Origin of the sequence: Marinomonas alcarazii (genome assembly GCF_003208215.1) — a bacterium.
Taxonomy (GTDB): domain Bacteria; phylum Pseudomonadota; class Gammaproteobacteria; order Pseudomonadales; family Marinomonadaceae; genus Marinomonas; species Marinomonas alcarazii.
Genome location: NZ_QKLW01000003.1, coordinates 296,667 through 310,700 on the forward strand (window position 1 = coordinate 296,667; position 14,034 = coordinate 310,700).

General features: G+C 44.9%; 9 protein-coding genes. 7 read left to right on the top strand and 2 right to left on the bottom strand.

What is annotated here, in order from left to right; genetic code table 11:
• The first annotated feature begins 2 nt into the window (after positions 1–2).
• A complete protein-coding gene (locus DFP75_RS09640) occupies positions 3–1,001 on the top strand; it encodes an ecdysteroid 22-kinase family protein (RefSeq protein WP_245927024.1) in 999 nt (332 codons plus the stop codon).
• Here the strand turns inward: DFP75_RS09640 and hrpB are convergent.
• Positions 993–3,521, bottom strand: coding sequence for an ATP-dependent helicase HrpB (gene hrpB, locus DFP75_RS09645; RefSeq protein WP_110575012.1), 2,529 nt, complete (start codon positions 3,519–3,521; stop codon positions 993–995). The genes DFP75_RS09640 and hrpB overlap by 9 nt on opposite strands.
• A gap of 165 nt (positions 3,522–3,686) precedes the next feature.
• Positions 3,687–4,487: a GntR family transcriptional regulator gene (locus DFP75_RS09650; protein WP_110575014.1), complete on the bottom strand. Its 801-nt coding sequence runs from the start codon at positions 4,485–4,487 to the stop codon at positions 3,687–3,689.
• Between the two features lie 92 nt (positions 4,488–4,579).
• Between DFP75_RS09650 and DFP75_RS09655 the strand changes: the two genes are divergently transcribed.
• The 6 genes from DFP75_RS09655 to DFP75_RS09680 all read left to right on the top strand — a co-directional run bounded on the left by DFP75_RS09655 (position 4,580) and on the right by DFP75_RS09680 (position 13,997).
• Positions 4,580–5,491 carry an aminotransferase class IV gene (locus DFP75_RS09655; protein WP_110575016.1) on the top strand — a complete coding sequence of 304 codons (912 nt, stop codon included), beginning with the start codon at positions 4,580–4,582 and terminating at the stop codon, positions 5,489–5,491.
• 21 nt (positions 5,492–5,512) lie between these two features.
• Entirely contained in the window at positions 5,513–6,334 is an 822-nt protein-coding gene (gene proC, locus DFP75_RS09660) for a pyrroline-5-carboxylate reductase (protein WP_110575018.1), read from the top strand.
• A 142-nt stretch (positions 6,335–6,476) separates the two neighbouring features.
• Positions 6,477–7,463: a TAXI family TRAP transporter solute-binding subunit gene (locus DFP75_RS09665; RefSeq protein ID WP_245927025.1), complete on the top strand. Its 987-nt coding sequence runs from the start codon at positions 6,477–6,479 to the stop codon at positions 7,461–7,463.
• A 79-nt stretch (positions 7,464–7,542) separates the two neighbouring features.
• Positions 7,543–10,113 (top strand): TRAP transporter permease, encoded by a 2,571-nt coding sequence (locus DFP75_RS09670; protein ID WP_110575019.1) that lies wholly within the window; start codon positions 7,543–7,545, stop codon positions 10,111–10,113.
• A gap of 69 nt (positions 10,114–10,182) precedes the next feature.
• Positions 10,183–11,907, top strand: coding sequence for a SulP family inorganic anion transporter (locus tag DFP75_RS09675; RefSeq protein WP_110575021.1), 1,725 nt, complete (start codon positions 10,183–10,185; stop codon positions 11,905–11,907).
• A 113-nt stretch (positions 11,908–12,020) separates the two neighbouring features.
• Positions 12,021–13,997, top strand: a complete 1,977-nt coding sequence (locus DFP75_RS09680) for a methyl-accepting chemotaxis protein (protein WP_110575023.1) — start codon at positions 12,021–12,023, stop codon at positions 13,995–13,997.
• The last annotated feature ends 37 nt before the right edge of the window (positions 13,998–14,034 follow it).

A 14,034-nucleotide genomic window follows, 5' to 3' on the forward strand; every position in this document is an offset into this window, starting at 1 on the left:
AAATGATGACGCCCGAGATCTTTATTAAGCGCCAATGCAAAGCCGACACAGTAGAACGAACGTCGTTGATTCAGTCGCTGTGGAGCGGTTATGGCGAGGTAGTGCGTTATTCACTTACAGGAAAAGAAGCGCCATCGTCTATTATTGCCAAGCATTGCTCGTTTCCTTCGGAAGTGAGTCATCCTAGGGGCTGGCATTCGGATCACGCGCATCTACGTAAAGTGCGTTCCTATGAAGTAGAGCAGAATTGGTATCGACATTGGGCGCCCCGTTGCAATCTATCGGCGCGTGTTGCGCGGTGTTATGGGAACTTTCATGACGAGAGCACAGGGCAGCGATTAACCTTATTAGAAGATTTAGACGCTGCTGGTTATGCGGACCGATATAGCGCTCATAATCTCGAGTATGTCATGTCTTGCATCCATTGGCTGGCGGCATTTCATGCGGGCTTTATCCATCAAACGCCGCCTGCTGATTGGCCGAATGATTTATGGCGCAAGGGAACCTACTGGCACCTTGATACTCGACAGGATGAGTGGTCTGTTATGGCGGAGGGAGAGTTGAAATCTGCTGCATCTGAATTGGCTGCATGTTTGGATAACGCACGTTTTAAAACCCTTGTTCATGGTGATGCCAAGGTGGCGAATTTTTGTTTTTCTCCACTCGATAATCAGGTGGCCGCTGTGGACTTTCAGTATGTTGGTGGTGGCATTGGTGTTCAAGATTTTGCGTATCTTTTAGGGAGCGCATTATCTGAGTCTGAGTTAGCGAAAAATATAGACTATTTATTGGAGTACTATTTCTCTGAGTTGGGGCGTGAGCTGATGGCGCAAGGAGAGTCTCAAGCCTTTGCCCAAGAGGTTGTTGAAGAGTGGCAATATTTATTCCCTATCGCTTGGGCAGACTTTCATCGCTTTATTATGGGCTGGTCTCCGACTCATCCGAAGAACACGCCTTTTAGTCAACAGCTTACCGAGCAGGCACTAAGACACTTAAGATGACCTTAGTGCGCGGTTGGTTTTCGCGGTGGCTTGGGCGCTGAGAGGGTCTTCAGGCCATGGGTGTTTTGGGTATCTTCCACGCATTTCTTTGCGTACTTCTGGGTAGGCTTCACGCCAAAAGAAAGCCAAATCTTGGGTTACGGCCAGGGGACGCTGTCCCGGCGAAAGCAGTTCGATACGTACGATTTGGTTGAGAACGGTTGGGCTGTTTGTGTAGCCAAACATCTCTTGCAGTTTAACCCTTAGGGTTGGTTGTTGCTCACAATAATCAATGGCATGACTCGCCCCAGATGGCACCGTGATTCTCGCGGGGACTTTTTGATTAAGAAATTGCTGTTGGTTCCAATCTAACCGAGATAACAATATATCGTTTAACGGGAGCTTATTCATCGCTTGTTGATTGGTTACTTTACCAAGATATGGCCCGAGCCATTCTTCTAGGTCGGCCAATAATGCCTTATCAGAACAGTCTGACCAGAGGTTTTGTTTGTCGTGCACGAAGGCAAATTGTAGGCGCGCTCGGAGTTGTTCACTGGATTCGTTCCAAGGCAAAACGGACAGACCTTCTTGGCGAATATAATGACAAACGGCTTGGCTGATGTCTGCTTCTGACGGTTTGTTAAGTTTTTGTTTATCAATACAAAGTTTGCCGATCCAACGCTGTGATTCACTTAACAGGCGAGCGTCTTTTTTTGACCAAGCGAGGTGGTTTTTGATGAGGAATAAGTCCGCGAAATTGTCTGTTAGCATAGACAGTTCGATCGGATAGGCGAGAAAAATACGATCTTCTTCTTGGCCATGATGGCCGCCGATATCCAGCGCGATAAGCCATTCGCTTTGTGCACAAGGATCGAGTGACGATAGGCTCGCCATTCTTCCATTGGCAAGTTTGTAGCGGGTCTTGTCGTGGTCTTGTCCTGAACGCTGAGCAATGCGATCTGCAAACGCTCGGATCAATAGAAAGGCTGTGTCTCCTTTATGCTTGCTACAAGACGGTTGCGTGCTGATGCCTTGGCTACGTCTTTGCCATTGCTGTTGAGCCTTCACATAATGTTGTCTTGGGCGCTTGCTCTGGGCTTGATGATGGCCTGCTAACCAACTCAGTCTATCTGACAAATCGCTGTGATGATTCGCAAAAGGGTCGCCTTCCGACAGAATGGTGCAAATGGCACTGGCTAAATCACTGTCATCATTTTGTTTTCCATCGAGAAGCAATCGAGCCAGTCTGGGCTCGATACCGAGATGACTCATTTGCTCACCCAGTTGGCTTAACTCTAAAGACGGTTGTGACGTTTGATTCTGTTTAAGAGCTTGTAGGTTGGTTAGCAAGTCGATCGATTGTTGCCAGTGACTATTCGGTGGCGGCGTAATCCAATCTAATTCAAGACGTTCCTGCACGCCCCATTTTGCCAAATCCATCACCAAACTGCTGAGGTCGCTGATCTCTATTTGCGGCTGAGCTTGTGGGGCAAGCTGATGTTGTTGGCCTTCGCTCCACCAGCGGTAACAAATCCCTTCTTCCGTTCGTCCTGCGCGACCCATGCGTTGGGTTGTTTCCGCTTGGGTTGCGCGACGAGTATGCAATCGTGTAGTCGCGGTGCTGGCATCAAAGCGCGCTTCTCGGCTTAAGCCGCTGTCGATCACGACTCGGATGCCATCAATGGTCAAACTGGTCTGAGCGATGGCGGTCGCCAGTACGATTTTTCGGTTAGGTGCTGTGGTTGGCTCAATCACGGCCTCTTGTTCTTTTAAACTGAGCTCGCCATACAAAGGCAAGATGCTTAAATGTGGCTCATGGCCTAAACGTTGTTGCAACTGGCTTGCCGCTTGGCGAATTTCTTTTTGACCTGGGAGGAAAACCAACAAACTGCCCGTTTCTTCATTAAAGGCTTGGCAGGTGAGTTGAACGACTTCATCGGTTACCTGAAAGGTCTTGAGTGCCTTGTTGCTATAACGAACGGTAATCGGAAAACTACGGCCTTGGCTGGTTAGTGTCAGGCAGCCGAGTCGTGTTTCAAGCGTTTCTGTATCGAGTGTGGCGGACATGACTAACAGCTTAAGCGGGTCTTCATCGCGATACAGTTCGCGTGCTTGCAAGCATAAAGCAAAGGCTAAATCTGAGTGCAAATTACGTTCGTGAAATTCGTCAAAGATCACTAAAGCAATGTTATCTAAACTGGGATCATCGTGCAGCATGCGCGTTAGCACGCCTTCTGTGACGACTAAAATTTGTGTCTGAGCGCTTTCTTTTCCTTCATGGCGAATACGATAGCCAACCCGTTTTCCAAGCGGTTCTTGCAAGGTATCGGCAAGGCGTTTTGCGGCCGCTTTGGCTGCCAAGCGCCTTGGTTCCAGCATGATGATTTTTCGACCTTTGAGCCAAGCTTCATCCATCAAGGCGATTGGCACCACCGTGGTTTTACCTGCACCGGGCGCGGCTTCTAATATCGCTTCATGGTGATGCAATAACTGACTTTTTAGCTGTGGAATTAGTTGGTAAATGGGTAGTTCGCTGGACATAAGACGGCTCATTAATACGCTGCGCTCATGATAACGCTTTTAGACCGTTAACGCAGTCTCACTTTAGGGATGTCTTAGGGCGTTAGAGAGAAGAAGTGGGATGGGCAATTGCTTGTTGCTAAAAGAAGCAAAAGACGAGGCGTTTGCTTCTTTTAGACCAAAGGGCTAAGGCGTGTTTTGTTGGATGTCTGTCACCAGTTTTTCCACTTTGTCATAGCCTTGTTGCATGTGCTCGGAAATGTGATTAAGCATTGCCGTTAGGTCATCACCGTTTGCCAACTCTACGTAGAGATCATGGGCATTTACATACGGGCCTGCTCGATTGTGAGCTGTTTGGTGTAGTGTAAAGTAAAGGTGTAGTCGGCCTCTTAGGCGTTGCCAAGTATCTTGCAGTAATTCGTGCCCGCTGTATTTATAGGCAACATTGTGCAGTTCTAACTCTTCAAAAATAGCCGCTTCTCTATCGTTGTTTTTTATAGCTTCGGTCAGTTTTTTTAGCTGAGTGGTTAACTCGGCTTTAAAGTTCTCATCTCGTTTTTCCCATACCAATTTGAAAGCAAACTGCTCTAGTTCAGTTCGAAACGAGTAGAGTTCTTGTATGGCTTTTACGGTGATTTCTGCAACGTATGTGCCTGTGTAAGGGATGCTTTCAATTAACCCTTGATCAACGAGTTGACGAATAGCTTCCCTTAGTGGTCCTCGGCTTACACCCAATAAACTGGATAGTTGTGACTCAACCAATTTTGTTCCGGGTCGTAAGTCACCATTAATGATGGCTTCTCGAAGCTGTTCAACAACATTTGCACGAAGCGTTCGATCTTTATGGATGGGTTTTAGCTTTAGTGTAGACATAAATTCCTGACTGATAGAGCGATACAGATAACGCACTGCGATGCGGTAAAGATAGCAAAGTCTTTCATCCAGAGAAATAGGATTATCAATTAATGTATGATTGTTGACAATCATACAGTTGACAATTTATTTTCAGACTTATATTCTCAAAGCATCATTTTGATCAAAATAAGATCATATTAATTGTCGGTATCTTGGAGTGAAATATGTCGTCCCATTCTTTTAGTGCGCATTCAGCAGATGAAGATAGCAGGAATGAGTTAATTAAAATTTATGTAAATGGAGAGCTCTTACCAAAGCATGAGGCCGTTGTATCTGTATATGACAGCGGCTTTATGTTGGGGGACGGTATTTGGGAAGGTCTGCGTGTCTACAACGGTAAAATTGCCTTTCTCGATGATCACCTTGATCGCTTATATGCTTCAGCCAAAGTGCTTGATTTCAAAATCGACCTAACACGTGAAGAAATGGTCAGTGCGTTATACGACACATTAGCAGCGAACGAAATGACACATGATGCTCATTTACGTTTGATGGTGACTCGTGGCCGTAAAAAGCATCCGTTTCAAGATCCTAGACTAAGTGTTTTTGGTTCAACGACCGTGATTATTGCAGAACACAGTAAGCCAAGTGCCGTTGTATTGGAAAACGGCATGACCCTGTTTACTGTTCATGTCGTACGTGGCCAACCTAACAGCCAAGACCCAAAACTAAACTCACACAGTAAGCTTAATTGTATTACTGCTCTGACTCATGCTCAAAAAGCAGGTGCTGATGAAGCCTTGATGCTTGACCCGCATGGTTTTGTCGCTACTTGTAACTCCACTAACTTCTTTATTGTTCGCAATGGTGAAGTTTGGACGTCGACTCCTCGCTACTGCATGAATGGTATCACTCGCCAAAAGGTCATCGATCTATGTGTGCAAAATGACATCCCAGTGTATGAGAAAGATTTTTCTTTATTTGAAGTGTATGGCGCGGATGAAGCATTTGTAACCGGTACGTTTGGCGGCCAAACGCCTGTTGTAAAAATCGATGGGCGCGAGATTGGTGATGGTAAACCTGGGCCAATGGTAAGCCGCATTCGTGAGTTATATAAAGCACTGGCAACCGCATAATTAGTCACTGGAGAAGAGGAGATGAGCAGCATAATGAGCGTATCGGATAAGGTGCTAGTTGTTGGTGGTGGACGAATGGGGTCTGCAATTATTGAAGGATGGTTGCAGCAAGGTACTCCGCCAGATTCTATTTATTTGATCGACAATAATTTGGACACTTTAAAAGCCTATGAGCAAAAGGGTTTACACACTTTCGAGAGTGTTGATCATGTGCCTCTGGATTTAGAGTTTAGAGTGTTTTTATTGGCACTTAAGCCTCAAATTATTATGCAGCACATTTCGCAGTTTAATCGCCTCATCTCCCATTCAACATGTTTGGTTTCAGTTGCGGCAGGGGTAATGGTTCAGACTTTATTGTCTATGCTGCCTAATGCAAAGCATGTTGTTCGTGTCATGCCTAATACGCCAGCCATGATTGGTAAGGGTGTGATGGTTGGCTTTTCAGAAAGTCGCAGTGAGTTTTCTGGATTAATTGAAGGCCTATTCTCTTCATTGGGCAAGTTCTATTGGGTGTCAAAAGAAGAAGAAATGCATGCCGTAACGGCGATCAGCGGAAGTGGTCCTGCGTACTTGTTCTACTTTGCTCAGTGCTTTATTGAGTCAGCCCAATCTCTGGGGCTTGATGCGGATTTCGCAAAAGCACTAGCGCTAGACACCTTGACTGGTGCGTCTCATCTGATTGAAGAAAGTGGTATTGATGTTGAAACCTTACGTCAAAATGTCACAAGCCCAAATGGTACAACACAAGCTGGTTTGGAAGCTTTGATGCGCAATGAAGAATTAAAAGAACGTGTGACAGCCTGTTGTGTGGCTGCTCGCCAGCGTAGCGAAGAGCTTGCTTAGCCAGTGCAGAGTAATGGGAATAATACGGTTACTTTGATTCTGTTTTCAGGTTCATCGTGAACATTAGATTAGAAATTGCCTTAAGCAATCAAGAAGAGCATTCGCTCGCTACAATAACACGAAAGAAACGAAGGAATATAAAATGAGTAAGTTGATGAATAAGTTAATACACACTACTGCGGCGGTTGTCGTAGCAGGAGGCGTAAGTGCGACATCGAGTTTTGCGGCTGATGTTGAGCATTTCTCTGTCGGTACTGCGGGACAAACGGGTGTTTATTACGTTGTAGGTCAATCGATTTGTAAAATGGTAAACCGCGATGCCAGAGAGCACAATTTACGTTGTTCAGCGCCGTCGACTGGTGGTTCCATTGCCAACTTAAACTCGATCCGATCTGGTGGTTTGAATCTTGGTATCGTGCAGTCAGATTGGCAGTATCATTCCTATCATGGCACGTCAAACTTTAAAGATATTGGCCCTTATGAAGATCTACGTGCCGTATTCTCTCTTCACTCTGATATTTTTACATTGGTCGTTAGAGATGACGCGAACATCCAAACGTTTGAAGATCTAAAAGGCAAGCGTGTTAATATCGGCAACCCAGGTTCCGGTCAACGCGCCACTATGCTGACCTTGATGGAGAAGAAAGGCATGAAACTGTCTGACTTCAAACTAGCTGGTGAACTGAAGTCATCTGAACAATCTCAGGCTCTATGTGATAACAAAGTCGACGCGTTTGTCATGGTAGCCGGCCATCCTGTTGCGAATGTTAAAGAAGCAACCAGCACATGTGCAACTCACATTCTCGATGTAAATGGCGAAGCGGTTGATAGCTTAATCAATGAGTTTCCTTATTACAGCTACGCTACCATTCCAGGTGGTATGTATGAAGGCACGCCAAACGATGTTAATACCTACGGCTTGAAAGCGACATTGGTTACTTCAACGGCTACATCAGAAAAAACGATTTATAACCTAGTAAAAAGCGTGTTTGAGAACTTTGAACGCTTTAAGCGCTTGCATCCAGCCTTTGCTAATTTAGACCCTAAAGAAATGATTAGCGCTGGCCTAACTGCTCCGCTTCATGACGGTGCGGTCAAGTATTACAAAGAGCGTGGTTGGATCGAATAACCCTAGCTATCTTGGTATCCATTGTTGCCACCGGTGAGATGATCCGGTGGCGTTTTAAGTATTCTCCTGGGGTTGTAATATGAGTCAATATAAGGAGAGCAGTAGCTCGACCGATTTAGATGAGCTAGTTTCATCAAATGACATGGGAGGCCGCAAACCAAAAGGCCTTCAGTTAAAAATTATTTTAGTTGTGGCATTTGTTTGGGCTCTTTTTCAGCTATGGATTGCGTCTCCGTTTCCTTATTTACTCGAAACAGATTTATTGCGTTGGAACAGTAATCAGGCGCGTTCGATTCATTTGTCGTTTGCGATTTTTCTCGTATTTTTGAGTTTTCCGTTTTGCAGTAAATCGCCCGTCGACAAAATTCCTCTTACGGATTGGTGTATCGCTATTCTCGCCAGTCTCTGTACTTCTTATTATTTAGTTGAATACGACAGCATTGCTACTCGGGTAGGTGCGCCTATCTTGCAGGATGTTATTGTGGCTAGCATAGGCATCCCTTTGTTGTTTGAAGCTGCTAGACGAAGCTTAGGCATTACCTTGCCACTGATTGCTGCCATCTTCCTTGTGTACAACTTCTTTGGTAATTACATGCCAGAGATGATTGCTCATAAAGGTTTTAGCCTCTATGAAGTCGTCAATCACCAATGGATTACGACGGAAGGCGTTTTTGGTATTGCCCTTGGTGTCTCAACAGACTTCGTTTTCTTGTTTGTGTTGTTCGGTGCTCTGCTTGATAAAGCCGGTGCTGGTAACTACTTTATACAACTTGCCTTCTCTTGCCTTGGTCATTTTCGAGGCGGTCCAGCCAAAGCCGCTGTAGTGGCATCGGGGTTAACAGGGCTAATTTCAGGCTCTTCTATCGCGAATGTCGTGACAACGGGTACTTTTACTATCCCAATGATGAAGAAGGTTGGTTTTTCTTCCGAAAAAGCCGGAGCTGTTGAGGTGGCGTCTTCTGTGAATGGGCAGATCATGCCGCCAGTAATGGGTGCCGCTGCATTTCTGATGGTCGAGTATGTCGGTATTAGTTACTTGGATGTCATTAAGCATGCTTTCTTACCCGCTTTGATCTCTTACATTGGCTTAGTTTATATCGTGCACCTTGAGGCATTGAAAGCCAATATGCAGGGCTTGCCGCGTAAAAGCTCTGGTGTTGGTTTTGCTCGCAAATTGTCTTCTTTCCTGTTTGGCTTTCTCGCCCTTTGTGTACTTAGTGTTCTGGTTTATTTCGGGCTGGGCTGGATTAAGCAGCTGGCAGGGGATTCCTCTGTTTATGTGATCTCGATCTTGGTTATCTTGAGTTATGTCGGTTTGTTGTATGTTGGTTCGAAAAGCCCAAAATTGAATGACACAACCGATCAAGATTTATCCGAGCTACCGCTGCCAGGCGTGATATTTAGATCAGGTATCTATTATTTATTACCTGTTATAGTCCTAGTTTGGTGCTTGATGATCGAACGTTTGAGCCCTGGTTTGAGCGCATTTTGGGCGGCATTGCTGACGATATTTATGATTCTTACAAAGCCTTATTTAGAGGGTAAGTTTCGCAAAGAAGCCTATGTGAGAATGTCCCGCGGCGCTAAAGACCTGTTCGATGGAATGGTGTCTGGGGCACGCAATATGGCCAGTATCTCGATCGCTACTGCGACGGCGGGGGTTATCGTAGGGGTAGTGTCTCAGACAAGTGTTGGTGCAGTGCTCGCCGATGTGGTTGAAGTGTTGTCGTTTGGCAATATTACCCTGATGCTTATTCTTGTGGCCATTCTCTGCATGATCTTGGGAATGGGGCTGCCAACGACAGCCAACTACATTGTTGTCTCTTCCTTGATGGCGGGCGTTATCGTAGATGTTGGTGCTTCCAATGGCTTAGTTGTGCCTTTAATAGCGGTTCACCTTTTTGTTTTCTACTTTGGACTGATGGCCGATGTAACACCTCCGGTTGGATTGGCTTCCTTTGCCGCGGCAGCAGTATCTGGCGGAAAGCCAATTGGCACAGGCATTATTGCATTTAAATATGCACTAAGAACCGCGCTGTTACCCTTCTTGTTTATCTTTAATTCAGACTTATTGCTGATTAATGTCACTGTGACTCAAGGTGTATTTATCTTTGTGATTGCGACTCTTGCCATGCTGATATTTACTGCGGCGATGGAGCGCTATTTCATCGTGAAAAATAAGTGGTGGGAAAGTGCCTTACTGTTGCTCATCGCATTCAGTATTTTCCGTCCAGGTTTTTGGATCGATAAAGTTGTTGAGCCTTATCAATATGTTGCGATGTCTGAGTTTCTAGAGCAAAACCAGACAGTCAATAGTGGCACACCGCTGCGTATTCATGTGAGTGAAGAAGGCTATTCTGGAGAACCTGAACGTTCAACGCACATGTTAATTGCCCGTGAATCTGGTGATGCGAAGGTGATTCTTGAACATGCTGGTTTGAATTTATACATCGCTGACAGTGTTGTCGAAGTGGACAGTGTGGGGATTGGTAGTGACGCATACGCCGCAGGTTTTGAGGCTTTCCAAGTGCTTAAAGGCGTTGATGTCTCTAATGATCAGCCATCGAATTTCTTTGTGTATATTCCGAGTTTAGCTTTGCTTGCAGGTATTGTTTTACTGCAAAGGCAGCGCAAAGCGAAAAAAGTTTAGCCGCCTCCCTTTTTGGCTTTGGGCAACAGTAATGTTGCCTTTTTTTATTCTAGTAAAGTATAGAGTCTTATGATCAGTAGTAAGTTTTCTTCGTTAATAGCAAGAGAGCATTGGTCTCTAAGTTCAGTCAAATCAGATGCAATCGCAGGTGTTACTGGGGCAATATTGGTTATTCCTCAGGGGATTGCGTACGCCATGATTGCAGGGCTACCACCAGAATTTGGTTTGTACACAGCTATATTTTCAGCCGTTATTGCGTCTCTATTTGGTTCATCTAAGCATATGGTTTCTGGACCAACCGCTGCGCTATCTATTGTGTCTGCGGTTGTGGTTGGAGGCTTGGTAGGCGTATCAGAGAGTAGTTACTTGTCCTTGATGTTTCTATTGTCATTTTTGACTGGCTGCTTTCAGTTGTTGTTTTACCTATTACGCTTTGGCTTTCTAGTGAATTTCATCTCGCACTCCGTTGTACAAGGTTTTACTTCTGGTGCTGCGGTGCTTATTGCAATGAGCCAGCTAAGTAACTTCCTTGGTTTGTCGAATAACCAAGGAACTAGCTTTATTGATTACGCGTCTGCGGTTATTTTTCGTACCGAGCGTATTGATCAGGCTTCTGTTTGGATTGGTGTCATTACGGTTGTTAGTGCGGTAGTCATTAAGTCTTGGTTTAAAGCGATTCCTTACTTACTAGCAAGTATAGTGATTGGTGCTGTCAGCTGTTACTTGCTGTTTGCGAACAACGCATCAGTCAGCCTGATCAGTGCCTTGCCTGATGTGATACCCGTATTCAAAGTGCCTGATTTCAGCCTCGCTTCGATTATGGCGCTTAGTTCTGGCGCCTTATCGATTGCGATACTTGGGGCTATTGAAGCCGTTTCTATCGCTCGTTCGATCGCAATACGTTCAAAGCAATCGATTGATGGAAATAGAGAGTTTTTAGGGCAAGGGTTATCGAATGTTGTTGGCTCTTTCTTTCAATGCTATCCAAGTTCTGGCTCATTTACTCGTTCAGGTGGTAATTATGACTCTGGTGCGAAGACCTCTTTGGCAATTGTTATTTCAGCCTTTCTAGTATTGCTGGTCATTCTCTTTATTCCCCGAGCAACGCAATTTATTCCTGTTCCTGTGATGGCTGGCAGCATTCTAGTAATTGCGTGGAATCTATTTAATTGGCAGGGCGTGAAAGCGAATTTGTCATCGCCAAAGGCCGAATCAGTTCCCTTCCTGTTTACGTTTTTCGGTACGCTTCTTGTCCCTTTGGAGTACGCCATTTATTTAGGTATCGCGGCCTCGCTCGTGTTTTACCTCGCTAAGACGGCACGACCAAAAGTAACCGTAGTAGCCCCGCTAGCGCTTGATGGTCATCCTCGTCAAATTCGTAATGTTGAACGATATCAATTGCCTGAGTGTCCGGAAATAAAAATGGCTCGTCTAGATGGCTCTGTCTTTTATGGCGCTTCCGAGTCATTAAAAGCGTCTATTCGAGAGCTACTAAGTTCTGGGCACAAACGATTAATCCTGATTTTTAAAGGCGTGAATTTCATCGACGTTTCAGGGCAGCATAGCTTGGTTGATGAGGTGGACAGAATTCATCAACAGGGAGGTACCATCTTCTTCAGTTCATTAAAAGGCATAGTGCAGGATGAGTTAACGGATGAGCAACTAATAGAGCGCCTGAAAGATGGGGTGCTAAAGCCATCAATGCAAACCGCTATTGCCAATATGGTAGAGCAAATTCCTCGAAGTGTATGTGCCGAGTGTACTAAGAAAGTGTTTCAAGAATGCCCTAAGTAGCAAAGGTGGTTACAACTTTTGTCAGGGAAAAAGGAAGTAGGTAGTTGTGAATAATTAGAGCTATCGAATAAGAAATGTCGGTCAGCAGTTCTATTTAAATGGGAGATTAGTGTATGTCTATATCGGTGGTCCAGCGAGTTCTGCTTGGCTTTATTCTATTGCTCGTTTTGTTATTTATTGTGGCCGCTTCAGGTGTGATGGGGCTGAATAGTGTGCAGAAGCGAATCGAAACGGTAACCGGAGAGATAGCGAATATCTCTGATAGTAGTAATGAGTTGAGTGTGACGTCTGCGCAGGCTAGCAGTGCGGTTTTGCAATATTTAATTGTTTCTAGCGATTCAGTATTAAAGGTTGCCTTGGCTAAATTTTTAGAAGAAGAGCAACGCTTTTTTACGCAGACCGATAGGTTACAAAAAATGGTTGTTAATTACCCAGACATCCAATCTTCTCTTGATGACATTGTGGGTCAATATGAAGGCTTTTCTACTATCGCCAATGCTGCGATTAAAGACCATAGTCGCCAAGTCACTTTACAGAAAACCTTGGCGGATAAAAAACTGGATTTAAAAGATGCGCTTGTTTTCTTATCGGAAGATTTAGAAGCAATTGCCCGTTATCCGCAAAACGATAAGCAGGCGTTTGCGGTGAGCTTGGTGCAAACGCAAGTGGCGACTTTAACGCGTCTTATTCGAGATTTCTTTGATTCCACAGATGTGGATGCGCTCCAAGATATTCAGTCTGAAATGTCTAAAGTGTTCGTGCCGCTTAATGATGTTTTGTCTCAGTTGGATGATGAATTTATCAGTGAGCAAGTAAAAGCCATTCAGGTGGCTGTTCAAGATCAAGACCATGTGGTTGCCGAATACCTTGAGCTAAACCGAATTCAGGTTGAGTCCGAAGCGGCTGCAAGCATACTGTTTGACAGTCTGGTATCAGTGCAAACACGACTAAATGAATTAGTGTCTTCCGTGAGTGTGCTACGAGATCAAGCAAAAGAAGATGCTCTGAGCGCCTCTGCAAAAGCGAAGTATACATCATTCTTTATTGTGGCTATTTCAGTGATAGTTGCCTTAATAATCGCTATTTGGGTGAGCCGAAGCATTCGTAAACCTTTGGTTAAAATCTTGGCTATTTTGGACCTAATCGCCAAAGGGGATTTAACACAGCGTCTAACCATTAATACCAAAGATGAATTTGGTCAGTTATCTCATTGGGTAAATATGCTGGTTGAAAAACTTAGTTCCGTGATGCAGGACATTCATCATGCTTCAACTCAGGTGGTAGAGTCCGCTGGAAGTGTTCATCTGTCAGCGGGGTCAACGCAAAAAAGAATGCAATCACAACATGATAAGATGACGACGGTTGCTTCCGCGATGAATGAAATGTCGTCCACTGTTAGCGAAGTAGCTCAGAATGCTGACGTTACTTTGAAAAAAGTACAAGAGGTGGATGCCAGCGCCAATCAGAGTTTAGATCGAATGAATGCGAATATTGAGCAGGTTGGTCAATTAGTTGAGCAATTGGAATCGTCTTCTCACATAGTGAACCAAGTGGATAAACATTCACAGGATATCGGTCATATTTTGGAAGTGATTCAAAATATTGCAGAACAAACTAATTTGCTTGCGTTAAACGCAGCGATTGAAGCCGCACGAGCGGGTGAGCAAGGTCGAGGCTTTGCTGTTGTTGCTGATGAGGTGCGGACGCTTGCGAACAGAACACATCAATCAACAGAAGAAATCCAACGTGTTATTTCTGATCTACAGCGTGGTGTGGGAGAGGCGGTCAACGCCATGGAAAACAGTTGTAACAGTGCTCAGGAAAGCATGAATGATGCAGAAGCGGTCGGTAAATCGCTGATTGAACTGCGTGAATTTATGGGTGAAATTCGCGGTCTGAGCATGCAAATTGCTACCACAGCGGAACAACAATCTCACGTGGCTCAAGAGATTAATCAAAGTGTTCATGAAATGTCAGAGAGCTCAGAAGGTGCCATGTTAGACGCCATTGCAGGTCAAGAAAATTGCCAAAGAATGAATGACCTTGCTCGTCAGCAAAGTGAGCTGGTGGGGCAATTTAAGACTGTTTAACGGTCTCGAGAATAGCTTAACGAACGAGCCCCCTTGT